Consider the following 24,413-nt stretch of genomic DNA (forward strand, 5'->3'; position numbering starts at 1 on the left):
GATGAGTACCCAGCGATGAGCTGCCTCTACTAGCGCCTGCTCCTGGTCAGGAGCAGGCAACCTGACAGGAGAAATGTGGCTAAACCACGCGTTCACGAGCTCGCGAAGGAGCTCGACCCCACTGGCAAGACGATCACCTCGAAGGTGATCCTGGCCTGGCTCAAGGACCAGGGCGAGTTCGTCAAGGCGGCGTCCTCCGCCGTCGAGCCCCCGGTTGCGCGTCGCGTGCGCGAGCACTTCGGGCCCAAGGCCGAGGCCGGCGCCAAGCCTGCCGCGCCCAAGCCCGCCGCCAAGCCGGCGGCCCCGCGCCCGGCGACACCTGCTGCCCCGGCCGCGCCCGCCGCTCCCGCGACGCGCCCGGCCCCCACTCCCCGTCCGGCCGCGCCCCAGCGTGACGGGGCCCCCGCCGAGCGTCGCAGTGCTCCGAGGCCGGCCCCGCGCCCGGGTGCACCGCGTCCGGGCAACAACCCCTTCGCCGCCTCGCAGGGCATGCCCCGTCCGGGTGGCTCGCGTGGCCAGGCCGACCAGGGCGGTCCCCGTCCGGGCGCCCCGCGTCCAGGCAACAACCCCTTCGCCGCCTCGCAGGGCATGCCCCGTCCGGGTGGCTCGCGCGGCCAGGGCGGTCCCCGTCCCGGTGCCCCGCGCCGCCAGGGCGCAGGCGCCCCGACCGGCGGTCCTCGCCCGCAGGGAGCCGGCCCCCGCCCGCAGGGCGGTGCGCGTCCGGGACCCCGTCCCGGCGGCGGTCCCCGTCCCAACCCCGGCATGATGCCGGGCACCTCCTCCGTGGGGCGCCCGGGTGCGCCGGCGCGCGGTGCGCAGGGTGCTCGCGGCGGTCGTCCGGGTGGCGGTGGCCGTGGTGGTCAGGGCGCCGGTCGTCCCGGTGGCGCTGGTCGTCCCGGTGGTGGCGGCTTCGGCGGCGGCCCCCGCGGCGGTCGCGGTGGTCGCGGTGCGACGCAGGGCGCCTTCGGGCGCGGTGGCGGCGCCCCCCGCGGACGCAAGTCCAAGCGCGCGAAGCGGCAGGAGTTCGAGCAGCAGAGCGCACCGTCGCTGGGCGGTGTCGTCGTCCCGCGCGGTGATGGCTCCACGCCGGTGCGCATCCGCCAGGGCGCGACCCTGACGGACTTCGCCGAGAAGATCAACGCGAACCCCGCGGCCCTCATCACCGTCCTGTTCCACCTCGGCGAGATGGCCACGGCGACCCAGTCCCTGGACGAGGACACCTTCCAGCTCCTGGGTGTCGAGCTCGGCTACAGCGTCGAGCTCGTCTCCGCCGAGGACGAGGACCGTGAGCTCCTGGAGTCCTTCGACATCGACCTCGAGGCCGAGGAGGCCGCCTGGTCCGATGAGGACCTCGAGGCCCGCCCGCCGGTGGTCACCGTCATGGGTCACGTCGACCACGGTAAGACCAAGCTGCTCGACGCCATCCGCTCCACGGACGTCGTCGCCGGTGAGGCCGGCGGTATCACCCAGTCCATCGGTGCCTACCAGGTGCGGGTGTCCGTGGGTGATGAGCGCCGCCCGATCACCTTCATCGACACCCCTGGTCACGAGGCCTTCACCGCCATGCGTGCCCGTGGTGCCGAGGTCACGGACATCGCGATCCTCGTGGTGGCCGCGGACGACGGCGTCATGCCCCAGACGATCGAGGCGCTCAACCACGCCCAGGCCGCCAACGTGCCGATCGTTGTCGCGGTCAACAAGATCGACAAGGAGGGCGCCAACCCGGACAAGATCCGCGGCCAGCTCACCGAGTACGGTCTGGTGCCCGAGGAGTACGGCGGCGACACGATGTTCGTCGACATCTCCGCCAAGCAGCGCCTCCACATCGACGAGCTCCTCGAGGCCGTCGTGCTCACCGCCGACGCCGCCCTGGACCTGCGGGCCAACCCCCACAGCGACGCCCGCGGTGTCACCATCGAGGCCAAGCTCGACAAGGGGCGCGGCGCCACGACGACCGTCCTCGTCCAGCAGGGAACCCTGCGCGTGGGCGACCCGATCGTCGCCGGCTCCGCCTACGGGCGCGTGCGCGCCATGTTCGACGAGCACGGCCAGGTGCTCGAGGAGGTCGGTCCCGCGCGTCCGGCCCTCGTCCTGGGCCTGACCAGTGTGCCGAGTGCCGGCGACTCCTTCATTGTCGCTCCCGATGACCGCACCGCCCGCCAGATCGCCGACAAGCGTGAGGCTGCTGAGAGGGCTGCGCTGCTGGCCAAGCGTCGCAAGCGCGTGTCCCTGGAGAACCTCACCGACGTCCTCAAGGAGGGCAAGGTCGACACCCTCAACCTCATCCTCAAGGGCGACAGCTCGGGGGCGGTCGAGGCGCTGGAGGACTCGCTGCTCAAGATCGACGTGGGCGACGAGGTGGCGCTGCGCATCATCCACCGTGGCGTGGGTGCGATCACGCAGAACGACGTCAACCTGGCCACGGTCGACTCCGCCGTCATCATCGGCTTCAACGTGCGCCCCGCCGAGCGGGTCGCCGAGATGGCCGACCGCGAGGGCGTCGACATGAAGTTCTACTCGGTCATCTACGCGGCCATTGAGGACGTCGAGGCCTCCATGAAGGGCATGCTCAAGCCCGTCTACGAGGAGGTCGCGCTCGGCACCGCCGAGATCCGCCAGGTCTTCCACTCCTCGAAGTTCGGCTCCATCGCCGGCTCGATCGTGCGCTCGGGCATCATCCGGCGCGGCACGAAGGCGCGCCTGGTGCGCGGCGGCGTCGTCGTGGCCGGCGAGCTCACCATCGAGACGCTGCGCCGGGAGAAGGACGACGTCACCGAGGTCCGCGAGGGCTACGAGTGCGGTATCAACCTGGGCTTCCGTGACATCGCCGAGGGCGACGTCATCGAGACCTGGGAGATGCGCGAGAAGCCGCGCGACTGACGCTCCAACCGGCCTGTGAGGGCCATCACGACGGCGGGGCCGCTCACCCGAGGTGGGCGGCCCCGCCGTGTCAGCGCCCGGCAGGGGGAGGGGGCGGTGCCCGCCCCGGTTGACGACCGTCGGCCTATTGCCCTGCGGGTGCGCTCGCGTGAGCGGATTGACGGGACGCGAGGAACCCGAAGCATAGGGCGACGAGTAGTGTGACGACGAGCGCCGCCGTCACCTCGGGATAGTCGGACAGGATCGTGCGGGCGGGCAGCGCGGTCGTGACGGACACGGCGAACACTGCGCCGAGGACCCAGGCCCCGACCATCGCCAGGGCCAGGCTCCATGTCGTGTACCACCTGCGCTGGGACGATGCGGACAGGTGCGGCACCAGTGTGACCAGGTATGACAGCGCCAGCGCCGACAGGACGAGGCCGAAGGGCCGGCTGAGCCATTGCATCGGGTAGTCCACGGCGATCAGTTGGTCGTAGAACACCGCCAGTGCGACTGCGACGGCGAACACCCTCGTTGCGGCGAAGAGGACGGCTGCGGATGTGGAGGACGCGTTTGAGAACACGGACATAGTGAGTCGCCTCTCTTAGTTGACGTTGCCCTGGCCCCACTCGAGACAGCACGAGTTAGCCAGTGGTCCGCATGTTGCCACCAGGCAGAACAAGTACCCGAAACCGCCGAAGAACCCACAGCCTATCGCCGCGAAACTGCAGCGGCTTTGGACGCAGGACCAATCGAACCTCACGCAGGATGGTTGGTAACCGAGTGTGGAGCTATCGTCGGATGACGGCATGACGGTGAGGATCTCGGACAACTCCGGGCCATCGCTCGCCCGGCCGTTATCGGTCACCTCGAAGGCGGACAGTGCGAGCGTGCTTGACGGATCGTCGGTCTCGTAGGTGCGGCGCATGGCTACAAATGTTCCGTCGTCCAGTCGCCCGAGGGTGACCACGACAGAGATCTCTCCTTGCGACGCCTCGAAACCGGACTGTACGTGAATGCCGGAACCGATGAGGTCGTTTGTCTCAACGGTGTTGGAATTGGAGAGGACCTCTTCGATGGTCTGATCCTCTGCGGTCAGTTCGTCTCGTGTGAGCGCGGTCGGTTCTGCCGTGCAAGACGATGGTTGCGATGAGTCGCTGTCGCTCACCGCAGCGGCATGTGCGGTACTGGTGGGCGAATTTGGTACAAGGAACGAAAGGATGATGGCAAGGATGAGCGGGAGGGAGATACGGCGACCTAGCATGATGGGCTCTGGAGGTGGCGAACTCGTCGGGTGGGTGCACGACCAGGATAATATGGGTGGAACATCACAGTCAACGGTGTTGTGGAGAGGGGGCACAGGTGGTATTGGAGCGGCTGCTCCTTCGTGGCCGAGCGCAGTGGCTGAGCGCACCTGCCGTCCGCCAGGCTCGGGCAGGTTCGCGTGACGGCCTCTCGCCGGCCGGTGCGCGGCGACGTGACGCAGGACGGTGCATAACGGACATGGAATCTGCACCGTTTACGATGGTGGGCAGTGCCGCGGACCGCGGCAGTCCGGGCAGCCGCACCAGCCGGCGCCACCCCCGTCGAAGGAAGAAACCATGGCTGACGCCGCCCGCGCCCGCAAGGTCGCCGACCGCATCCACGAGACCGTCGCCCGCATGCTCCAGGGCCGGATCAAGGATGCGCGCCTCGGCTTCGTCACCGTCACCGACGTGCGTGTCACCGGTGACCTGCAGCAGGCGACCGTCTTCTACACGGTCTACGGCTCCGAGCGCGAGCGGCGCGACACCGCCGCCGCCCTGAGGTCCGCGACCGGCCTCATCCGCTCGGAGGTCGGCAAGGCCCTAGGCATCCGCCTCACCCCCTCGATCACCTTCCAGCTCGACGCCCTGCCCACGCAGGCGCGCACCTTCGAGGACGCTCTCGCCCAGGCGCGGGCCAAGGACGAGGAGATCGCCCGCACCTACGCGGGCGCCTCCTACGCGGGCGAGGCCGATCCCTACCGCCACGACGACGAGGACGACGAGGCCGCCGACGAGGCCGAGGACGAGACGGTCACGGCAGCAGCCGGTGACAGCAGCGCACCCGGTGACGAGGAGTGAGCCGCCCCGGCGGCACCGGCCGTCACCGCCTCGAGGTGCCCCGCGGCGCCGTCACCGCCCCTGACGGCCTGCTCCTCATCGACAAGCCCAGCGGCCTCACGAGCCACGACGTCGTCGCCGCGGCCCGCCGCCTGGGCGCCACCCGCAAGGTCGGTCACGCCGGCACCCTCGACCCCATGGCCACGGGGCTGCTGCTCATCGGCCTGGGCCGGGCCACCCGCCTGCTCACCTACCTCGTGGGCGCGGACAAGACCTACACGGCCACGCTCCGCCTCGGCCAGGAGACGACGACCGAGGACGCTGAGGGCACGGTCACCACCAGCCACGGCTGCGCGCCCACGGGTGACCTGCCGGGCCGTCTCGACGCCGCCCTGGCCGCTCTCACCGGCGAGCTCATGCAGGTGCCCTCCGCCGTCAGCGCGATCAAGGTCGACGGCGTGCGCGCCTACGCCCGCGTGCGCGAGGGCCAGGACGTCGCCCTCGCCGCCCGACCAGTCACCATCCACGTCCTCACCCGCCTTAGCGAGGTGCGAGCCACGACGGCCACGGACGGCACCGCCGTCGTCGACGTCGACCTGCGCGTGTCCTGTTCCTCCGGCACCTACGTGCGCGCCCTGGCCCGCGACCTCGGGCAGGCGCTGGGCTGCGGCGCGCACCTCACCGCCCTGCGGCGCACGAGCGTCGGCCCCTTCGACGTCGAGCAGGCACTCACCCTCGAGGCTGCCGCGGCCCAGGTCGAGGCCGGCGCGGCGAGCGTGCCGCCGTCGGGCCTCACACCCCTGAGCCTGGCCGAGGTGGCCCGGCGCTGCTTCCCGGCCGTCGCCCTGGACGAGGCCCAGGCCCGTGCGATCGCCTACGGCCAGCTCCTGCCCGCCGAGGTCGCCGAGCGGGCGGTCGCCCCCGAGCGCGCCGTCGTCCCCAAGAAGCGGCGAGCCGACGGCGCGGTGAACTCGCGACCCGTCCTGGCGGGGTTCGCTCCGGACGGCGAGGTCGTGGCACTGTTGACCACCGGGAAGGGCCGCACGCGGCCCGTGCTCGTCCTTGCCCCCGCCGCGGGGCCGGGACGCGCTGACACGCAGCCGACCGCCGGTGAGCCCGGCGACCAAGGAGACTCATGAGCGAGCAGACGGGCCAGGACGGCCAGGTGGTGGCGGCGCCGGGTGGGTGCGGCTGCGGCGGGCATGGCCACGCCACGCGCGAGGAGCGGGCGGCGGCCCCGGGCGTCGTCCAGCCCCTCGGCGAGGGTGACCGCGGCGGCGAGCCGCAGGAGGAGCCCGGAGCCGAGGCCGCCCCTGCGGGCGTCGTCCCCGGACGCAAGGCCGGCAACCTCCTGGGCCTGCGTGACGTCTCCGCGCCTGCCCCCTCCCAGGGCGGCGGCTGCGGCTGCGGTGGTCACGGGCACGGTGGCGGTCACGGCCGCTGCGGCTGCGGCTCGCACTGAGCCCCGTGGAGGTCTGGTACGGCGCCGAACAGGTGCCTGAGGAACTGAGGGATCCCGCGGGACCCGGCTCCGTCGTCGCCCTGGGCGTCTTCGACGGTGTCCACCGCGGCCATCGGGCCGTGCTCGCGCGCCTGGTCGCGCGTGCCAATGACATCGCCGCCCGCGAGCCGGCACGGCCCCGCCCCCGGGCGGTCGCGGTCACCTTCGACCCTCACCCGGCCCGGGTCCACCACCCCGGCCAGCACCTGCCGATGGTCGCCTCGCTGGCCGACCGCCTGTCCCTGCTGGCCACCACGGGCCTGGACGCCGTCCTCGTCGTGCACTACACGCTCGACTTCGCCGACCAGAGCGCCGCGGACTTCGTGCGCACCTGGCTTGAGGGCCTGCTCGGAGCCCGGGCGGTCGTCGTCGGCGACGACGTGCGCTTCGGCCGGGGCAACGAGGGCGACGCCCACACCCTGGAGGCCATCGGGGCCCAGGACGGCCTCGAGGTGGAGATCGTGTGCGACGTGCTCGCCCCCTCGGGGCGGCGCTGGTCCTCGACCTGGGTGCGCCAGCTGCTTGAGGAGGGCGACGTCGCCGGTGCCGCCGAGGTGCTCGGCAGGCCCCACCGCCTGCGCGGCACCGTGGTGCACGGCCTCAAGCGGGGCCGGGAGATCGGCTTCCCGACGGCGAACCTCCAGGCCGCGACCGCCGGCGTCGTGCCGCCCGACGGCGTCTACGCCGGCTGGCTCGTACGCTCACCGGGCTCCGGCGAGGAGGGAGGACCGGGGGAGGAGCGGCTGCCCTCCGCCGTGTCCATCGGCACGAACCCCACTTTCGACGACGTGCCCGAGCGAGTCGTCGAGGCACACGTGCTGGGGCGCACGGACCTGGACCTGTATGGCGAGGTCGTGGGCATCGAACTCGTCGAGCGCCTGCGCCCCATGCTGGCCTTCGACTCCCTGGAGCCGCTGCTGGAGCGGATGCGCCAGGACGTCGCCGAGACCGCGGCTGTCCTGGGGGTGCCGGTGCCCGGCCCCCTGCGTCCTGAGGACGTGACAGCCGCGTAGGGCGGGTGCGCCGACGGGTCGTCTGTGCGCGGTCGCACAGTGCGGGCAGTCGGGGCGGGTGCGGGGCGCTGGTAGTGTGGGCACGCCGTCCAAGCCGGCCACGGAGTCTCATGCCCGGGAGAACATGCCCCGGGCTCCGTGCAACGAGAACAAGGAGTCCGCATGTCGATTTCCGCCGAGCGCAAGCAGCAGCTCATCGCCGAGTACGCCACCCACGAGGGTGACACGGGCTCCCCGGAGGTTCAGGTCGCCGTCCTGAGCGAGCGCATCAAGAACCTCACCGAGCACTTCAAGAGCCACACCCACGACCACCACTCGCGTCGTGGCCTCTACCTCCTCATTGGTAAGCGTCGTCGTCTGCTCGACTACCTCATGAAGGAGGACATCGAGCGCTACCGCTCCCTCATCGCTCGCCTCGGTATCCGCCGCTGAGCGCGCTGCCACGCGATGATGTCGCCCCCGCCAGGTTCGTGGCGGGGGCGACGTCGTCCCTGCGTGGGCGACGCGTCCAACCGGCCCCTCAGGCCGGGCCCACAGGCTTGCCCCACAGCCCGGCCCCTCAGGCCGGGCCCGCCACTCTGCCCGGCTCGCTCACACGGCCTGGCGGTGAAGCGCGGCGGCGACCGAGGCGAGCCGCTCGGCGGCGTCTGCCGGCACGTACCGCCCCAGGGTGAGGTCCTCCTCGATGGTGCCGTCGACGTGGCTCGTCCCGGTGGCGGTGAGCATGGCGGCCAGGGCGATGAGGGCGGTGAGGGTGAGGGCGACGACGGCGCTGCGCGCCAGGTCCGCCCTGAGCAGTCGGATCAGCACGTCATCTGCTCCTTGTCCGACTCGGGTCGGCCTCGACGCTCGGCACCGGGGGCGTGATGGCGTCGTCGGAGGTGGCGAGCCGGGACCGGATGACGGCGGCCAGGGCGATGGTCGCCAGGCCGGCGAGGGCGACGACGAGGGCGGCGCCCCGTCCGGGGCCGGTGCCCACGACGGCGCTGAGCGCGGGCGCCAGGGCGCCACCGGGGGCGAGCAGAGCGGTGGCGACGCCGTCGGCCAGGGGGCCTGCGCCGAGGCAGGCGAGGATGTAGCCGGTCTGGGTGACGAGGCTAACCGTGCCCCACATGCGGGCCTGGTGGTCGGCGTCGACCCCGCGGCGCACGAGAGTCTCGGCCCCGGCCTGGCACACGGCGAGGGCGGCGAAGACCCCGAAGCCGCTCAGCGCCACCCACCAGGCCTCCTCGCGCAGCGCCAGCGCGCACATGGCGACGCCCGTGGCGGCGGTGCCGGCCGACAGGAGCCGGGACGGGCTGCGCCCGGCCAGGAGCGTGACGAGGGCGGCCCCGGCGAGGATCCCGGTGGCGGCGAGGGTCTCGACCCGGCCGGTGGCGGCGGTGCCGACCAGGGGCAGGAGGATCGGCTTGAGCAGGACCTGGAGGGTCCCGATCGTCAGGGTCATGACGGTCATGAGGCCGACGACGCGGCGCACGGTCGGTGTGCGGCGGATGAGCCGCCAGCCGGCCAGCAGCTGGTGGACGGTGCCGGTCTCCTCCCATGTGGCGGCGCTCCGGCGGCCGACGGCGCGCATGACCGTCAACGAGCAGGCGACGGTGACGATGCACGTGGCCGCGTCCAGGACGATGAGGGTGCGCAGCCCGACGACGGGCAGCAGCGCGCCGGCGAGGGCGGGTGCCAGGAGGTAGCGGGCGGAGCCGGCGGCTTGGAGCAGCCCGGAGGCGCGCACGTGGTCCTGCGGGTCGACGAGGTCGGTGACGGAGGCGCGCAGGGCCGGCTCGGTGAGGGCCGCCAGGCAGGAGGAGAGGACCACGCCGAAGAGGATGGTCACGAGCTTCGGCTCCCGGGAGGCCAGGGCCGCCCACACGACGGCCAGACCGAGGACGGAGCCGGCGTCGCCCAGGACCATCATGAGGCGGCGGTCGAAGCGGTCGGCCAGTGTCCCGGCGAGAGGGGCGAGCAGGACGATGGGGGCGAAGGCGCACAGCTGGACGAGGGCGACCGCCGAGGCGGTGCCGTAGGCGCTGTAGGCGAAGACCGCCAGGCCGAAGGCGCTCAGGCCGCTGCCGACGGAGGTGATGAGACTGCCCAGGGCGAGGATGTAGAGGCGTGTCATGAGGCGCCCTCGATCAGCGATGACAGGCTGCCGTGCCGACAGCCCAGGAGGACCTCCGCGGCGTCGACGATCCCGGCTGTGCGGCGGGCCAGCTGCTCCGAGTCTCCGGAGAAGATGCCGTCGTCGAGGAGCATGCCGGCGCCGACGAGGAGGAGCTCGACGACCTCGCGCGGGTGCTCGGTGCTGAAGACGCCCTCGGCGACGCCCCGTTCGACGACCTCGGTGAGGATCGGCGTCATGGCGCGCACCATCTCCACGATGGACAGCAGGTGGAGCTCAGTGCTCTCGGGGCCGTGGAAGGCGTGGGCGAGCTCGCGCTCGGACGTCTCGACGCGCATCGTTGCGACAACGCCGAGGAAGGTGTGCGTGGTGTCGCCGGGGTCGTCGATGACCGCGCGGGCGCGGGCGACGGTCTGGTCGATGGTGCGGGCGATGAGGGCGTGGAGGATCTCATCCTTGGAGCGGAAGTGGTAGTAGAGCGTGCCCTTGGCGATGCCGACGGCGCGCATGATGTCCTCCACTGAAGTTGCCTGGACGCCCTTGGTCGTGAAGAGGTGCAGGGCTGCGTCGAGGATCTCGGCGCGGCGCTGGGCTGATGGCTTCGTCGTGCGCGGTGCGGGTGTCGGTGCGGGTGCCATGGTCATCCTTCGGGGTGTGGTGTGTGCCCATGAGTCTCTCGACCGACCGTCGGTCGATAATAGCGTAGGAGCCGTCCGCGGGCGGGTCAAGCACTGTGTGGCCGCGGCCCATCTCACGCCGGTTGCCCGGCGCCCATACGGCGTCGATGCGGGGGTGCAGGATAGGATCAGCAGGTCTACGTCCGTGCCCCTGAGCGGGGCGTGTGCGTCGGGTACCGGAACCAGCCGGTCGCAACGCGCAGGACGGGGCCCATCCGTCCGCGGCTGACTCCCGCGGACGTGACGGGCGGTAGCCGTCGGTTTTCGGTGGTGGCCTCCGGATCCGGGTTGTCCCCGCGCTCCGTGGGCCTCGATCGAAGGCCGCGGAACCGCCCCTCCGATCGACAGAAAGAGATCCATCCCAGATGTTCATTGACGACCCCGAGGTCACCGCTGCTGAAGCCGTGATCGACAACGGCAGCTTCGGCACGCGCGTGGTCCGCTTCGAGACCGGGCGCCTGGCCAAGCAGGCCGCCGGAAGCGCCATGGCCTACCTCGACGGCGAGACCGCCATCCTGTCCGCCACCACCGTGGGCAAGCACCCCAAGGACCAGTTCGACTTCTTCCCGCTCACCGTTGACGTGGAGGAGCGCCAGTACGCCGCGGGCCGCATCCCCGGCTCCTTCTTCCGCCGTGAGGGCCGTGCCGGCACCTCCGCCATCCTCGCCTGCCGCCTCATCGACCGCCCGCTGCGCCCCTCCTTCGTCAAGGGTCTGCGCAACGAGGTCCAGGTCGTTGAGACGGTCCTGGCCATCCACCCCGACGACGCCTACGACGTCCTGGCCATCAACGCGGCCTCCATGTCCACCCAGATCGCGGGCCTGCCCTTCGCCGGCCCCGTCGCCGGCACTCGACTGGCCCTCATCGATGGCCAGTGGGTCGCCTTCCCCCGCTACAGCGAGCTCGAGCGAGCCACCTTCAACATGGTCATCGCCGGCCGTGTCCTCGAGGACGGCGACGTCGCCATCATGATGGTCGAGGCCGGCGCCACCGAGAACGCCTTCGATCTCATCGCCGAGGGCGCCACCGCCCCCACTGAGCCGGTCGTCGCCTCAGCGCTCGAGGCTGCCAAGCCGCACATCAAGGCCCTGTGCGAGGCCCAGATGGAGGTCGCCAAGCACGCCTCCAAGCCCACGGCTGAGTTCCCCCTCTACCTGGACTACTCCGACGAGCAGTACGCCGCCGTCGAGAAGGCCGCCGAGGCCCACGACCTCGCCGCCGCCATCGCCACTGAGGGTAAGCAGGCGCGCGACGCCGCCACCGACGCCGTGCGCGACGCCGTCCTGGCGGACCTCGCCGAGCAGTTCGCCACCGAGGAGGACACCAAGGCCCTCAAGGCGGCCTTCCGCTCCGTGACGAAGAAGTACGTGCGTCACCGCACCCTCACCGAGGGCGTGCGCATGGACGGGCGCGGCCTCAAGGACATCCGCACCCTGGGTGCCGAGGTCGAGGTCCTGCCCCGCGTGCACGGCTCGGCCATCTTCGAGCGCGGCGAGACCCAGATCCTGGGCGTCACCACGCTCAACATGCTGCGCATGGAGCAGCAGATCGATGACCTCTCGCCGGTCACGCACAAGCGCTACATGCACCAGTACGTCTTCCCGCCCTTCTCCACCGGTGAGACCGGCCGCGTCGGCGCCCCCAAGCGCCGCGAGGTCGGCCACGGCGCCCTCGCCGAGCGCGCCCTGACCCCGGTGATCCCCAACCGCGACGACTTCCCCTACGCGATCCGCCAGGTCTCCGAGGCCCTGGGCTCCAACGGCTCAACGTCGATGGGTTCCGTGTGCGCCTCGACCATGTCCCTGCTCAACGCCGGCGTGCCGCTCAAGGCCCCCGTTGCGGGCATCGCCATGGGCCTCATGCACGAGGTCATCGACGGGGAGACCCGCTGGGCCACGCTCACCGACATCCTCGGGTCCGAGGACGCCTTCGGTGACATGGACTTCAAGGTCGCCGGCACCCGTGAGTTCATCACCGCGCTCCAGCTCGACACCAAGCTCGACGGCCTGCCCTCCGAGGTCCTGGCCGGCGCGCTCGGCCAGGCCCGCGACGCCCGCTTCTACATCCTCGATGTCATGGAGCAGGCCATCGACGGCCCCGACGAGATGGCGCCCACGGCCCCGCGCGTGCTCACCGTCCACATCCCGGTCGACAAGATCGGTGAGGTCATCGGCCCCAAGGGCAAGATGATCAACCAGATCCAGGAGGACACCGGCGCGGACCTGACGGTCGAGGACGACGGCACCGTCTACATCGGCGCCTCCGACGGCCCCTCCGCCGAGGCCGCCCGCGACGCCGTCAACGCCATCGCCAACCCGCAGATGCCGGAGATCGGCGAGCGCTTCATCGGCACGGTCGTCAAGACCACCACCTTCGGCGCCTTCGTCTCCCTGACCCCGGGCAAGGACGGCCTGCTGCACATCTCGCAGATCCGTCGCCTCGTGGGCGGCAAGCGCGTGGAGAACGTCGACGACGTCCTCACCGTGGGTGACAAGGTCCAGGTCGAGCTCGCCGAGATCGACCAGCGCGGCAAGCTCAGCCTGCACGCGGTCCTCACCGAGGAGCAGCTGGCGGCTGAGGAGGAGGCCCGCGGCCCGCGTGGGGACGGCGAGGGCTCCGAGCGTCGCGAGCGCCGTCCGCGCCGTGAGCGCGGCGAGTCCGACGGCGAGCGTCGTGAGCGCCGCCCCCGCCGTCGTCGCACCCGCTCCGCCGAGGACTCCTCGGACAGCGAGTGACGCTCATGACACTGACATCGGCGGCCGTGAGGCGCTGAGCAGAGGATCCGGCGGGGCCGGGTGGGGCACCCACCCGGCCCCGCCGCTGCTGCGTGCGGGCACGCGGGGGCGAAGAACACATCTGGGCGGCGCTGTGGCCACCCGGCAACCGTTAGGCTCGCCGGGTGACCGCAGCCTCCGCCCTCACCCCGTCCCCGCGCCCCACTGGCGCCTCCTACACCGAGGTCCCGCTCGAGCGTGGAGCCGCCGGCGAGCCCGGCACCGAGCTCGCCCTCGTCGACGACGGCGCGCTCCTGCGCCGCTCCATCCTGCCCGGCGGCGTGAGGGTCATCACCGAGTCCGTGCCGGGGCTGCGCTCGACCAGCATGGGCATGTGGTTCGGCGTCGGCTCACGCGATGAGGTGGCCGGCCAGGAGGGCTCCACACATTTCCTCGAGCACCTGCTCTTCAAGGGCACCGCCACGCGCGATGCCCGAGCGATTGCCGAGGCCTTCGACATGATCGGCGGCGAGTCCAATGCCGCCACCGCCAAGGAGCACACCTCCTACTACGCACGCGTCCAGGGGCAGGACTCCATGGAGGCCCTGGACGTCATCACCGACATGGTGACCTCCTCCCTGCTGGACCCCAAGGAGGTCGAGACCGAGCGCAGCGTCATCGTCTCCGAGCTCGCCGACGCCGCAGACGATCCGCAGGACGTCGCTCACGAGGCCTTCGCCCGCGCAGCCTTCGGCGAGGGCACGCCGCTTGGTCGCCCCATCGGCGGTACCCCCGAGACCGTGACCGCCGTGCCGCGCGACGCCGTGTGGGAGCACTACCGGCGCACCTACGCCTCCGACACACTCGTCGTCGCCGTGGCGGGCGCCGTGGACCACGATGAGGTGTGCGAGCGCGTCGCGGCAGACCTCGCGGCGGCGGGCTGGGACGCCTCCTCCGAGGCGGTGCCGCGCGAGCGCCGTTTCGAGACCGAGCCCTTGACGGCGCTGAGTGTCCAGGACGTCACGATCGAGCGCGATTCGGAGCAGTCGCACGTCTACCTCACCTGCCAGGGCATCGCCGTGCGCGACGAGCGTCGCATGCCCATGAGCGTGCTGACGACGATCCTTGGCGGGGGGATGTCCTCGCGCCTGTTCCAGGAGGTGCGTGAGAAGCGCGGCCTGGCCTACACCACCTATGCCTTCGACGCCTCCTACGCCGGCGCGGGTGCCTTCGGCCTGTACGCAGGCTGCGCACCGGGCGACGTCGAGGAGGTCTGTGCCGTCATGGTCGGCGAGTTTGAGGCCCTGGCGGCGGACGGCCCCACCGAGCGGGAGATGGCCCGCGCCCGGGGTCAGATTCGTGGCGCCATGGTCCTTGGGGGAGAGGACTCACTCGCCCGCATGGGGCGCCTGGGACGCGGCGAGGTGGTCACCGGCCGTCTACGTTCGATGGACGAGAACATACGTCGGCTCGAGGCTGTCACCGCCGAGGACGTGCGCGAGCTGTGTGCCTGGCTCGCGGGCCAGGCCCGGGCCCGGGTACTCGTCGGCCCGAGGCCCTGAGCGGCCGCGGGCCGGGGCGCTCACGGGGTGGCGCCGGTCTGGGCGATGATGGTGCGCATCTCCTCGGTGGTGTGTTCGATCTGGGCGAGGTGGGCGTCGACGGGTGGGCGGTGAGGAAGGCGGCTTGCTGGTTCCAGGAGTCGCAGCCCGCTGGTGTCCCCGCGCCTGCGCCCACCAACAAGCCCAAGAATTCACGCCACCAGCCCAGGACGGGCTACGTCGTACAGGCGCGTTTAGGCTAGGGCTCATGACCATCCGTGTTGCAGTGACAGGCGCCGCCGGGCGCATGGGATCGACCGTCTGCCAGGCCGTTCAGGAGGCCGATGGCCTTGAACTCGTCGCCCGCCTCGACGCGGGCGACACCATCAGCACCGAGACCCTGGGCGGGGCCGACGTCGCCGTCGACTTCACCGTGCCCACCGTCACCGAGGCCAACGTCCACGCCCTCATCGACGCCGGTGTCGACGTCGTCGTCGGCACCACCGGCTGGAACGAGGAGTCCTACGGGCGCGTGCGCGAGCACCTGGCCCGCCCCGAGGCCGCCGGACGCAGCGTCCTCATCGCCCCCAACTTCGCCCTCTCCGCGGTGCTGTCCATGCGCTTCGCCGCCCTGGCCGCCCCCTACTTCGAGTCCGTCGAGGTCATCGAGCTGCACCACCCGAACAAGGTTGACGCCCCCTCCGGCACGGCCGTCGCCACCGCGCAAGGTATCGCCGCTGCTCGGGCCGCCGCGGGCGTTGCCCCCTCGCCGGACGCCACCGAGTCCGACCCGCTGGGCGCGCGCGGCGGCGTCGTCGACGGCGTCCACGTCCACGCGGTGCGCCTGCGGGGCCTGACCGCCCACGAGGAGGTCGTGCTCGGCAACCCCGGTGAGCAGCTGACCCTGCGCACCGACTCCTTCGACCGCTCCAGCTTCATGCCCGGCGTGGTCCTGGCCGTGCGGGAGATCGGCTCCCGCGAGGGCCTCACGATCGGCCTGGGGCCCCTCATCAACCTCTGAGACTCCCGCGCCCCGCCTCGGTCGGCTCGGTGTCGTCCTCGCGGGTGACCGGACAATGAGCGTCAGTCGCCGAGCGCCGCGATCGCGCGAGCGCAGGCGGCGGTCGCCTCGTCGACCCAGTCGGGGATCTCTCCGCCCAGGTAGGGGCGAACCAGGCCGTAGGGGCACTGCCTGGTGGCAGCATGGAGCAGAGTGATCCTGGGTGCGTCAGCCGCTTCGTACCGCCTGCGTGCCAGCTCCTGCGAGACGGCGTTGACCTCGTCATTGATGGCGGAGACCTCTGCTCGCAGCACCTCGCGCGAGTGATAGGCCGAGCCGATGGGCGCGCCCGCCTCGTGAGCGATCTCGGCGATCGTCGCGCTTGTGCCGCGGGTGAGGACGACCCGGGCAGCGGCGTCGAGGATCGCGCCGGGGCGGTTTCCGTCCTGGCGACCGCCTACGCGCCCATGCTCATCTGGCCCGTCGCACTGACCGTCGCACTGGTCGGCTACTGGAAGCGGCGCGCTGGATGAGGAGAGGGGGCATCCGCGGGCTTGCAGCAGTGCGAGCAGGGTCCGTCCCGGCCCAGCGTGCTCGCCACGCCACGGGGCGCACGCCTACGGTGGGGCGATCCAGCGGTCCTCTGGTGACTCCTGCGCCCACGAGCAGCTCATGGTGGGACTCGATGAGTTTCAGGTCTGCTGATCCGGCCGCTACAGCTCGGCCAGCCACAGCTCCTCGACCACGCCCTGGCCCACCGGCAGCAGCCGGTGGGAGGCGGTGCGCTCCAGCCCCGCAGCGGACAGGAAGGCGGCCAGGGACTCGTCGCCGCGCAGCGCCCAGGCGAGCAGGACCCGTGCCCCGTCCTGGCGTGCCAGGTCGCCGGCTGCCGCCAGCAGCCGTGAGCCGTGGCCCTGGCGCTGGTGGGCCGGTGCCACCCCCAGCGCCGTGACCTCCGCAGCCCGCTGGGGCTCGCCGGAGGTCGGCGCGCCTTCGCCGTTGACGGCGACGCCCTCGGTGGGAGCCACACCGGCCAGGCCCACGACCTCCTCGCCGAGCGTGGCCACGAGCACGTGGTGGGCGGGCGAGGGGGGCTTGGTCACCGCCTGCTCCCACCCGGCCGCCAGCACCGGGGGCGCGATCATCGCCGCGATCCCCTCCGGCAGGGCGGCGCCGTCGTGCCCGGCAGCGTGCGCCGCACCAAGCGAGGCCAGCATCGTCTGCGCCTGCACCCGCCCCATGACCTCAAGATCAGCCTGCGTCGCCGGGCGTACGAAGCCGCCGGCCTCAGCCGGGTGAGCGTGCGCCTCCTGCAGGCCGCCGCGCGCCGGGGCGCTCAGACCCGCGTCCGCAGCCGTGGAGAAGACCGAGGGCAGGGATGGTACGGACACGGATGGAAGCCCGCCCGCGGTGGGGGAGGCGCCGGTGTCTGCGGGGGAGCCGGAGGTCGTCATGCCCGCAGCCTATGCGCACCCGCGCGGCCCCCGATCCGGACTCTCGCACCCCTCCTGCGGCCCGGGGGCTGGACGGTAGGCTGCCGCCATGAGCGCACTTCCTTCCCGGTCCTTCGGTTCCGTCGGCGTCGCCATGGTCACGCCCTTCCACACTGACGGCTCCATCGACGTCGAGGCCGCCCAGGCGCTGGCCGTCAGCCTCGTCGACGATGGCGCCGACCTCATTCTCCTGGCCGGCACCACCGGCGAGGCCCCCACCACCCACCTGCCCGAGAAGCAGACGCTCCTGCGCGAGGTCAAGGACGCCCTTGCCGGACGCGCCATGCTCATGGCCGGCGTCGGCTCCAACGACACCGCCCACGCCGTGCGCATCGGCATCGGCTCCCAGGAGGCGGGCGCCGAGGCCCTGCTCATCAACGCCCCCTACTACAACCGCCCCAGCCAGGAAGGCGTTTACCAGCACATCATGTCCGTGGTCGAGACCACGGACCTGCCGGTCATGCTCTACGACATCCCTGGGCGCACCGGGGTCAAGATCCTCGATGACACCCTCTCCCGCCTCGCCGAACACCCCCGGATCAAGGCCGTCAAGGACGCCACCGGGGACGTCGAGCAGGGCTTCGAGCGCATGGAGGCCACCGGCCTGGAGTACTACTCCGGGGATGACGGCCTCAACTTCGCCTGGCTCGCTCACGGCGCCTCCGGCGTCGTCTCTGTGGTGGCCCACGCCGACGCCCGCTCCTGGCGCGAGATGATCACCGAGGTCGACGCCGGTGACCTCGGCGGCGCCCGCAAGGTCGCCCAGCGCATCCGCCCGCTCGTGCGCGCCATCATGAGCGGCGGCCAGGGCGCTGTCATGGCCAAGGAGGCGCTGCTGCTCCAGGGGCGCCTGCCCGAGGCCACTGTGCGCCTGCCCCTCGTGCGTGCTGAGGTCGGCGAGGTCGCCGCCCTGCGTGAGGTGCTCCAGGCCCAGGGCCTGCTCTGAGCCCCGTCCCAGCAAGGACCTGCGCCAGCAAGGCCCGGCGCGGGCGCCCGCTCAGCCGCGTGAGGCGATCTCCTCGCGCACGAGTCGGCGCATGAGCTTGCCGATCATCGAGCGCGGCATCTCATCGAGCACCTCCAGGCGGCGTGGCAGCGCGTAACGCGGCAACTGCGCCGCCGCGTGCTCGCGCACGGCCTGAAGCGTCACCGCACGCGCGGCCTCGGTGAGATCGCCGTCCTCACCCCGCTCAAGCACGACGGCGGCGACGACCTCCTCACCCGTGGTCCCCTTCTCGATCCCGACGACGGCGACCTGCGCCACCCCCGGCATTGAGCTGATCGCCGCCTCAACCTGAGTGGGGTAGACGTTGAAACCACCGGTGAGGATGAGCTCGCGCTTGCGGTCCGCCATCCACAGGAAGGACTCCTCGCGGCGCACCATGTCCCCCGTGCGCAGCCAGCCCCCGGGCAGGAGCACCGCGGCCGTCGCCTCGGGATCGTCCCAGTAGCCGGCAAAGACCTGCGGGCCGCGCACGAGCAGCTCACCCGGTTCGCCGTCGGGCACCTCCTCGCCCACATCCACCGGTGTGCCCTGGGCCAGGGCGGCCTCCAGCGCCTCGGGGTCCACCACGCGCACGTCCGTCGAGGGGAAGGGCAGGCCGAGGGCTCCCAGGCGGCGCGTGGGGCCCATGGGGGTGCCGGCCACCACCGGGCTCGTCTCAGTCATGCCGTAGCCCTCGACGAAGAACCCGCCGGTGGCCTGCTCCCACTCGGCGCCCACCGACGGTGGCATGGGGGCCGCACCGCACACGCCGTAGCGCAGGCTCGTGAGGTCCGCACCCGCCTGCTGGGCCGCCCGCAGGATCCTCTCGAACATCACCGGCACGCCCACGAAGAAGGTCAGGCGCCGCCGCCGGTGCGCACGCAGCGTCTGGGCGGGGTCGAAGGTCGGCATCATCACCTGGGTGGCTGCCTTCTGCACGGCGCAGAACAGGTTGAAGGTGAGCCCGAAGGCGTGGAAGAAGGGCAGCAGGGACAGGAAGTTCTCGCCGCCCTCGTGCAGCATCGGCACCCAGGCAGTGGACTGGTTGGTGTTGGCCCGCAGGTTGCGGTGCGTGAGCATGGCGGCCTTGGGGGTGCCGGTGGTGCCGCCCGTATGCAGCAGGACGGCGAGGTCCGCCCCCGTGGGCTGTGGCCAGGAGGCCGGGATTGGCGTGGCGCGGGCGACCTCCCGGTCCCAGGAGCGCACCCCGGCGGGCAGGCGCTCAGCCTTCATGGAGGCGCGCACGGTGCGCGTGCGCGCCAGCGGCAGCCTCAGCGCCGCGCGCAGGTGTGCGGGCAGCGCCTGGGACAGGTCCACGCTGAGGACGGTCAGGCCCTCCAGGTCGGCGACGTGCTCGACGCCCTTCTCCCACACGACGGCGACGCGGGCCCCGTGGTGGGCGATCTGGGCACGCAGCTGCTCGGCGGGAGCCAGGGGGTTGTGCTCGGCGACGACGGCGCCGATGCGCAGTGCCCCGTAGACGGCGACGACGTGCTGGGGGCAGTTCGGCATGATGAGCGCCACCCGGTCGCCCTTGCGCACGCCCACCTCGAGCAGGAGCGTGGCGGCGCGCTCGCTGGCGGCCAGCAGCTCGCTGTAGGTGGTGGTCCAGCCCATGAAGTCGATGGCGACGCGCTCGGGGTAGAAGCGGGTCGCCTGCTCCAGCAGCTCGCCCAGCGGTCCGTCGGGAACCTCGACGGTGGCGGGGATGCCCGGCTGGTAGTGCGGGCGGTGAAAGAGCGCGGAGTCCTCGCTGCCCGGGCGCCCGGCGGGCTCAGTGGGCTCTGCGGGTACGGCATCCGGCCCCGGCTGCGCGCTCACGAGGCCGGCTCCTCGCCGCCTCCGTTCTCGGGTCTGCCCTTGCCGTCCCTCACGTCCCTGCCGCCCCGGGCGCCCTCACCGAGCCTTTCAACGATGGTGGAGGCGACGGCGTCGGAGGCGGCGGAGGCGGCCTCACGGGCGGCCAGCAGCTCCTCACGCACCACCCGGCGCAGGATCTTGCCGATCTGCGAGCGCGGCATCTCCTTGAGGATCGCCACCTGCTTGGGCAGGGCGTAGTGGGACAGGGTGCGCTCGGCCCAGGTGCGCACCTGCTCCAGGCTCACCGTCTGGCCCTCCTTGGGCACGATCGCAGCCACAACGTGCTCATTGCCGGCGTCCCCGGGCAGGCCGACGACGGCGACCTCCTCAACCTCGGGCATGGAGCGCACGGCGGCCTCGACCTCGGTGGGGTAGATGTTGAAGCCGCCGGAGATGATGAGCTCCTTGCGGCGGTCGGCGATGACGTAGAAGCCATCGGCCTCCTGGCGCACGAGGTCGCCGGTGCGCAGCCAACCCCCGGGCAGGAGCACGGCGTCGGTCTCCTCCGGGTTCTCCCAGTAACCGACGAAGACCTGCGGGCCGCGCGCCAGCAGCTCGCCGACCTCACCGGGGGCGACCTCGGTGTCGGGGTCCTCCGGATCGACGATCCTCACATCCGTCGAGGGGTAGGGCACGCCTAGGGCTCCGGGGCGCCGCTCGGGGGAGATGGGGTTGCCCAGGATGATGGGGGAGGACTCGGTCATGCCGTAGCCCTCGATGATGACGCCCCCCGTGGCCTCCTCCCAGGCCTCGGCGACGGCCCGCGGGTTCGCGGCCGCGCCGCACACGGCGATCGTGCAGGAGGACAGGTCGGCACCGGTGGCGTTGGCGCGCGTGACGATCCGGTCGAACATCACCGGCACGCCCGGGAAGAAGGTGGCCGGGTGGCGCTTCCAGGCGGCCAGGACCATGTCCGCGCTGAACTTGGGCAGGATCACCTGGGTGGCGGCCAGGCCGACGGCGCACAGCAGTGACAGGCTCATGCCGAAGGCGTGGAAGAAGGGCAGCACCGAGTAGAAGGTCTCCTGGCCGGGCTCGCAGGCCTGGGACGCCCAGGTCAGGCTCATCTCGGCGTTGGAGCGCAGGTTGCGGTGGGTGAGCTTGACGGCCTTGGGGGTGCCGGTGGTGCCGCCCGTGTGCAGCAGGACGGCGACGTCGTCGACGTCGGGCAGCCGGTGGCCGGCGGGCAGCGGGGCGCAGGCGGATATGAGGTCGTCCCAGGAGCGCACCCCGGAGGGGACCTTGCCGCGCAGCTCGGAGCGCTGGGCCCGGGCTGCGGCGACGGGCAGGCTCAGTGCCAGGCGGCTGGTCCAGGGCAGGCCGCGCGAGAGATCCACGGACAGCACGCGGCGGCCGGTCAGGCCCGCCGCGCCGAGCGAGCCGGAGGCCTGCACGAGGCGGGCGAGGGTCTTCTCCCAGGCGATGATGACCGTTCCCCGGTGGCTCTCGATCTGCTCGCGCAGCTGGGCTGCGGGGGCGAGCGGGTTGTGCTCGGCCAGGATGGCGCCCAGGCGCCAGACGGCGTAGGCGATGACGACGTGCTGGGGGCAGTTGGGCAGGATGACGCCGACGACGTCGCCCGGGCGGACCCCCAGGGCCCGCAGCGCCTCAGCCGCCTGGGCGACCTGGCGGCTGAGCTGGGCGTAGGTGGTGGAGGCGCCCAGGAAGTCGAGGGCGAGGCGGTCGGGGTAGCGTCGGGTGGCGTCGTCGAGCATGCGTGAGAGGGGCTCGGTGACGGGGGCGATGACTCCGGGGACCCCGGGGGCGTAGTGGGGGCGCAGGTAGCGCTCGGAGGTGTCGCCGACGTGCTCGCTCATGAGGCTTCCTTCCCGGGAGGCGGGCTGGGGCGGTGCGCCCCCTACGTAACCGTAACCTACGGTTGCGTAACCATGCTCGGTCCGGCCTCAGGGCGTGGCACGCGCTCCGACGTCACCGGGCGGATGGAAACGCGGGCCCGGCGGGCAGCCCCTGGGGCAGGGCGTGGCGCGAGACCAGGTGCAGGCGGCGCGTCGGGCGCGTCATCGCCACGTAGAGGTCGCCCGGGCTGCGCCGGCCCACCTCGGCGGCCTCGACGAGCACCACCGTGTCGAACTCCAGACCCTTGCTCGTCACCGGCGACATGACCGCCAGGCGTGCACGCAACACGTCACCACCGGGCGCCTGCATCGCGGCCTCCAGCACCGGGTCCTGACCCAGCAGACGGGCCACCGAGGCCGGGTCCGGCGCGATGACGGCCATCCGCCCACCCCCGGCACCGACCCTGTCATCCAGGGCCTGGGACTCGGCCAGCACCGTCTCGCGCAGCACCCGCGCCCACGCCTCGTCATCCGCATCCCGCCCCGACAGACTCGTGGCCGCCAGGCAGTTCTCAAGGTCACGCACCGAACTCACCGGGTACACCGGCGGGTGGTCTAGCGCCGTCGCCACCGACTCCGCGGCCGCCATGATCGTGGTCGGCGTGCGGTAGCAGACCGTGAGGACCTCCTCGCGCAGCGGCGTCGAACCGCCCCGGCGGGGCCCACGCCCCCGACGCCGCCCGCCGGAACGAGGGGCGCTGGGCGCCGCGGACGCCGTCGGAACAGTGCCCGCAGAGCCGACAGTGCCTTCAGGGGCATCGGTACCCAGGGCGGACAGCACCTCGGCCCAGGAGGAGGGCGCGTGCGGCCCCGAGTACTGGGCCAGGTCCCCGACGACGGTGAAGGAGCGCACCGGGCAACGCCGGGCCAGCGCCCGCCACGCCATCGCCCCCAGCTCCTGGGCCTCGTCGACGACGACGTGCCCGTAGGTCCACGTCCGGTCCGAGCGCGCCCGCTCGGCCAGCGTGAGCGAAGGACCCGTGTCCGCCATCCGGTCCGCCAGCATCTCGGCGGTCACCATGCCGTCACCCAGGTCCTGCGAGGCGATGGCCTGGGCGGCGTAGGAGACCAGCTCCTCACGACGCCGCGCCTCCAGTCGCGCCCGCTGCGCCTGGGCGTCCTCGCTCGGGCCCAGCAGCTCGCTCAGCTCGTCGATGAGCGGCACGTCCGCGCTGGTGAGCGCCGAGCCCGCCGGGCGCTCGAGCAGGACGCGCTCGGCGGCCGTGAGCTCGGGCGCCAGACGCTCCAGCAGCGCCGGACGCGCCCACAGGCGCTCGAGGAGACCCACCGGCGTCGTCGGCATCCAGCACAGATTGATCTCCCGGCGGGCGTCGCGCGCGGTGCGGATATCCTCACGGATCCACGCGCGCGTGTCCGCGTCCGAGGCGTCCTGGCGGGTGGCGCGCGCGTACTGGTCCGTCAGGCGCTCGAGCAGCCACAGCACGAAGGTCTCGCGGGCGAGGTTGTGGGGCCGCCCGGAGCGGCGCGCCCGGCTCATCGCCTCCGTCACGTCCGCGGGCCGCAAGGTCAGGCGCACGCCTTGGACGACGATCTCGCGCGGCTCTGCGGGCACGCGCTGCAGGTCACGCACCGCGCGCCTGAGGACCTCGGTCCACAGGGCACGGCCCTTGAGCTCATGGACCGCCGGGTCCTCGGTGCCACGTGCCCTCACGCCCGGCACGAGATCGCCGATGGTCGTGGCCACCACGCCCGTCTCACCCAGGGAGGGCAGCACCTGCTCGACGTAGCGCAGGAAGGTCCGCGACGGGCCCACGAGCAGCACCCCCGAGCGCTCCAGGCGCGCACGCTCGGAGTAGAACAGGTAGGCGACGCGGTGCAGGGCCACGGCCGTCTTGCCCGTGCCCGGACCCCCCTGGACGACGAGGATCCCCTTGCCGTCACTGGTGACAATGCGGTCCTGCTCGGCCTGGATCGTGGCGACGATGTCACCCATGCGCCCATCGCGCGCAGCGCTCATGGCCGCGATGAGCGCGCCCTCGCCCTGCAACCCGTCCACTGCGGCCCGCGACCCGGCGGCGTCGCCGAGCGCCTGGACGTCGATGACCTCGTCCTCCAGGCCGATGACGCGGCGCTGGCGGGTGTCGATGTGGCGCCGACGCACCAGGCCCATCGGGTCGCGGGCCGTGGCCTGGTAGAAGGCCCGGGCCAGGGGCGCGCGCCAGTCGAGGACGACCTCGCGACGACGCTCGTCCTGCAGCCCGGCCCTGCCGACGTAGTGGCGCCGCCCGCCGTCGGTCACCGGTCCGTTCGAGGCCGCGCCGCCCGCCTCGACCGCCTCGGGGGACAGGTCCATGCGGCCGAAGACGAGCCGGTCCTCGACGCCTTCCAGTGAGGAGACCAGGCTCGCGTAGTGAGCGGCGTAGGCGTCGCGCTCGCCCCGGGACTGGTGGGTGCCGCTCGCGCCCGCCGCCTCCGTGCGCGCCAGCGCCCGGCGGGCGGCCTCAAGCTGGCGGTCGAGCTCGCCGTAGGCCGTGTCCACGATCGCCTGCTCGGCCTGCACCTGCCGCGCGCGCTCCGACTCAACAGACTCCGACTCAGCAGACTCTGCGCTCGTGCGCTCGTCGTCGAAGGCGGGGGAGGTATCGGGGTGCTGGGTCACGTGGTCTCGCAGACTGGGGCTCGCGGACGGGCACCTGGGGTGCTCGGGGACAGTACGCGCACGCGCGCGTGGCCGTACATTATTGTCCCAA

General features: G+C 72.3%; 21 protein-coding genes. 11 read left to right on the forward strand and 10 right to left on the reverse strand.

The features are described 5' to 3' along the window. The first annotated feature begins 75 nt into the window (after window positions 1-75). Complete coding sequence (infB, locus tag ID810_RS04870; protein ID WP_166857681.1) at window positions 76-2,880, forward strand: translation initiation factor IF-2; 2,805 nt, start codon at window positions 76-78, stop codon at window positions 2,878-2,880. Window positions 2,881-3,004: 124 nt separating this feature from the next. Here infB and ID810_RS04875 read toward each other — a convergent pair whose 3' ends face one another. Both ID810_RS04875 and ID810_RS04880 read right to left on the reverse strand, forming a co-directional pair. Then, a complete protein-coding gene (locus ID810_RS04875) occupies window positions 3,005-3,448 on the reverse strand; it encodes a hypothetical protein (protein WP_166857683.1) in 444 nt (147 codons plus the stop codon). A 15-nt stretch (window positions 3,449-3,463) separates the two neighbouring features. Continuing rightward, window positions 3,464-4,027 (reverse strand): hypothetical protein, encoded by a 564-nt coding sequence (locus ID810_RS04880; protein ID WP_166857686.1) that lies wholly within the window; start codon window positions 4,025-4,027, stop codon window positions 3,464-3,466. A 433-nt stretch (window positions 4,028-4,460) separates the two neighbouring features. Here ID810_RS04880 and rbfA point away from each other — a divergent pair, with 433 nt between their 5' ends. The 5 genes from rbfA to rpsO all read left to right on the forward strand — a co-directional run bounded on the left by rbfA (window position 4,461) and on the right by rpsO (window position 7,889). Continuing rightward, on the forward strand, window positions 4,461-4,964 hold the full coding sequence (gene rbfA, locus ID810_RS04885) for a 30S ribosome-binding factor RbfA (protein ID WP_166857688.1): 504 nt from the start codon (window positions 4,461-4,463) through the stop codon (window positions 4,962-4,964). After that, a complete protein-coding gene (gene truB, locus ID810_RS04890) occupies window positions 4,961-6,082 on the forward strand; it encodes a tRNA pseudouridine(55) synthase TruB (protein ID WP_166857690.1) in 1,122 nt (373 codons plus the stop codon). The genes rbfA and truB overlap by 4 nt, the downstream gene beginning before the upstream one ends. After that, window positions 6,079-6,405, forward strand: a complete 327-nt coding sequence (locus tag ID810_RS04895; RefSeq protein ID WP_166857692.1) for a hypothetical protein — start codon at window positions 6,079-6,081, stop codon at window positions 6,403-6,405. Before truB ends, ID810_RS04895 begins: the two co-directional genes overlap by 4 nt. 5 nt (window positions 6,406-6,410) lie before the next feature. Continuing rightward, the gene (locus tag ID810_RS04900; RefSeq protein WP_166857694.1) at window positions 6,411-7,457 is read left to right on the forward strand and encodes a bifunctional riboflavin kinase/FAD synthetase; all 1,047 of its coding nucleotides are present in this window, start codon (window positions 6,411-6,413) and stop codon (window positions 7,455-7,457) included. 162 nt (window positions 7,458-7,619) lie between these two features. Beyond that, window positions 7,620-7,889: a 30S ribosomal protein S15 gene (rpsO, locus tag ID810_RS04905; RefSeq protein WP_166857696.1), complete on the forward strand. Its 270-nt coding sequence runs from the start codon at window positions 7,620-7,622 to the stop codon at window positions 7,887-7,889. Window positions 7,890-8,048: 159 nt separating this feature from the next. Here the strand turns inward: rpsO and ID810_RS04910 are convergent, their stop codons facing one another. Genes ID810_RS04910 through ID810_RS04920 form a run of 3 tightly spaced genes read right to left on the reverse strand, consistent with a single transcriptional unit; the run spans window position 8,049 to window position 10,214 of the window. Continuing rightward, window positions 8,049-8,267 carry a hypothetical protein gene (locus ID810_RS04910; protein ID WP_166857698.1) on the reverse strand — a complete coding sequence of 73 codons (219 nt, stop codon included), beginning with the start codon at window positions 8,265-8,267 and terminating at the stop codon, window positions 8,049-8,051. A gap of 1 nt (window position 8,268) precedes the next feature. Beyond that, window positions 8,269-9,576: an MFS transporter gene (locus ID810_RS04915; protein ID WP_166857700.1), complete on the reverse strand. Its 1,308-nt coding sequence runs from the start codon at window positions 9,574-9,576 to the stop codon at window positions 8,269-8,271. Then, the gene (locus tag ID810_RS04920) at window positions 9,573-10,214 is read right to left on the reverse strand and encodes a TetR/AcrR family transcriptional regulator (RefSeq protein WP_166857702.1); all 642 of its coding nucleotides are present in this window, start codon (window positions 10,212-10,214) and stop codon (window positions 9,573-9,575) included. Before ID810_RS04920 ends, ID810_RS04915 begins: the two co-directional genes overlap by 4 nt. 404 nt (window positions 10,215-10,618) lie before the next feature. On the opposite strand from ID810_RS04920, the gene ID810_RS04925 reads away from it, so the two are divergent. The 3 genes from ID810_RS04925 to dapB all read left to right on the forward strand — a co-directional run bounded on the left by ID810_RS04925 (window position 10,619) and on the right by dapB (window position 15,529). Then, on the forward strand, window positions 10,619-12,988 hold the full coding sequence (locus tag ID810_RS04925) for a polyribonucleotide nucleotidyltransferase (protein ID WP_166857704.1): 2,370 nt from the start codon (window positions 10,619-10,621) through the stop codon (window positions 12,986-12,988). Between the two features lie 164 nt (window positions 12,989-13,152). Then, the gene (locus ID810_RS04930; RefSeq protein WP_166857706.1) at window positions 13,153-14,529 is read left to right on the forward strand and encodes a M16 family metallopeptidase; all 1,377 of its coding nucleotides are present in this window, start codon (window positions 13,153-13,155) and stop codon (window positions 14,527-14,529) included. A 247-nt stretch (window positions 14,530-14,776) separates the two neighbouring features. Beyond that, a complete protein-coding gene (gene dapB, locus ID810_RS04935) occupies window positions 14,777-15,529 on the forward strand; it encodes a 4-hydroxy-tetrahydrodipicolinate reductase (RefSeq protein WP_166857708.1) in 753 nt (250 codons plus the stop codon). A 62-nt stretch (window positions 15,530-15,591) separates the two neighbouring features. Here dapB and ID810_RS04940 read toward each other — a convergent pair whose 3' ends face one another. Then, window positions 15,592-15,822, reverse strand: coding sequence for a hypothetical protein (locus ID810_RS04940; RefSeq protein ID WP_328703756.1), 231 nt, complete (start codon window positions 15,820-15,822; stop codon window positions 15,592-15,594). Between the two features lie 42 nt (window positions 15,823-15,864). Between ID810_RS04940 and ID810_RS04945 the strand changes: the two genes are divergently transcribed. Continuing rightward, window positions 15,865-16,041 (forward strand): hypothetical protein, encoded by a 177-nt coding sequence (locus ID810_RS04945; protein ID WP_166857636.1) that lies wholly within the window; start codon window positions 15,865-15,867, stop codon window positions 16,039-16,041. Between the two features lie 180 nt (window positions 16,042-16,221). On the opposite strand, the gene ID810_RS04950 is transcribed toward ID810_RS04945, so the two are convergent. After that, window positions 16,222-16,962, reverse strand: coding sequence for a GNAT family N-acetyltransferase (locus ID810_RS04950; RefSeq protein WP_166857710.1), 741 nt, complete (start codon window positions 16,960-16,962; stop codon window positions 16,222-16,224). Between the two features lie 88 nt (window positions 16,963-17,050). On the opposite strand from ID810_RS04950, the gene dapA reads away from it, so the two are divergent. Then, window positions 17,051-17,947 (forward strand): 4-hydroxy-tetrahydrodipicolinate synthase, encoded by an 897-nt coding sequence (gene dapA, locus ID810_RS04955; protein ID WP_166857711.1) that lies wholly within the window; start codon window positions 17,051-17,053, stop codon window positions 17,945-17,947. Between the two features lie 51 nt (window positions 17,948-17,998). Here the strand turns inward: dapA and ID810_RS04960 are convergent, their stop codons facing one another. The 3 genes from ID810_RS04960 to ID810_RS04970 form a co-directional block, all read right to left on the reverse strand. Next, window positions 17,999-19,807 (reverse strand): AMP-binding protein, encoded by a 1,809-nt coding sequence (locus ID810_RS04960; protein ID WP_166857713.1) that lies wholly within the window; start codon window positions 19,805-19,807, stop codon window positions 17,999-18,001. After that, window positions 19,804-21,663 carry an AMP-binding protein gene (locus ID810_RS04965; protein ID WP_166857715.1) on the reverse strand — a complete coding sequence of 620 codons (1,860 nt, stop codon included), beginning with the start codon at window positions 21,661-21,663 and terminating at the stop codon, window positions 19,804-19,806. Before ID810_RS04965 ends, ID810_RS04960 begins: the two co-directional genes overlap by 4 nt. A gap of 112 nt (window positions 21,664-21,775) precedes the next feature. Next, on the reverse strand, window positions 21,776-24,322 hold the full coding sequence (locus ID810_RS04970; protein ID WP_166857717.1) for a HelD family protein: 2,547 nt from the start codon (window positions 24,320-24,322) through the stop codon (window positions 21,776-21,778). Between the last annotated feature and the right edge of the window lie 91 nt (window positions 24,323-24,413).

The sequence above is a fragment of the Actinomyces respiraculi genome, assembly GCF_014595995.2.
GTDB classification, from domain to species: domain Bacteria; phylum Actinomycetota; class Actinomycetes; order Actinomycetales; family Actinomycetaceae; genus Actinomyces; species Actinomyces respiraculi.

Bases quoted from the DNA above. Each gene is read 5' to 3' on its own strand.
- ID810_RS04965 (WP_166857715.1), bottom strand. From the start codon at position 21,663: ATGAGCGAGCACGTCGGCGACACCTCCGAGCGCTACCTGCGCCCCCAC.
- ID810_RS04950 (WP_166857710.1), bottom strand. From the start codon at position 16,962: ATGACGACCTCCGGCTCCCCCGCAGACACCGGCGCCTCCCCCACCGCG.
- ID810_RS04895 (WP_166857692.1), top strand. From the start codon at position 6,079: ATGAGCGAGCAGACGGGCCAGGACGGCCAGGTGGTGGCGGCGCCGGGT.
- ID810_RS04925 (WP_166857704.1), top strand. From the start codon at position 10,619: ATGTTCATTGACGACCCCGAGGTCACCGCTGCTGAAGCCGTGATCGAC.
- ID810_RS04915 (WP_166857700.1), bottom strand. From the start codon at position 9,576: ATGACACGCCTCTACATCCTCGCCCTGGGCAGTCTCATCACCTCCGTC.
- rpsO (WP_166857696.1), top strand. From the start codon at position 7,620: ATGTCGATTTCCGCCGAGCGCAAGCAGCAGCTCATCGCCGAGTACGCC.
- ID810_RS04875 (WP_166857683.1), bottom strand. From the start codon at position 3,448: ATGTCCGTGTTCTCAAACGCGTCCTCCACATCCGCAGCCGTCCTCTTC.
- rbfA (WP_166857688.1), top strand. From the start codon at position 4,461: ATGGCTGACGCCGCCCGCGCCCGCAAGGTCGCCGACCGCATCCACGAG.
- dapA (WP_166857711.1), top strand. From the start codon at position 17,051: ATGAGCGCACTTCCTTCCCGGTCCTTCGGTTCCGTCGGCGTCGCCATG.
- ID810_RS04920 (WP_166857702.1), bottom strand. From the start codon at position 10,214: ATGGCACCCGCACCGACACCCGCACCGCGCACGACGAAGCCATCAGCC.
- dapB (WP_166857708.1), top strand. From the start codon at position 14,777: ATGACCATCCGTGTTGCAGTGACAGGCGCCGCCGGGCGCATGGGATCG.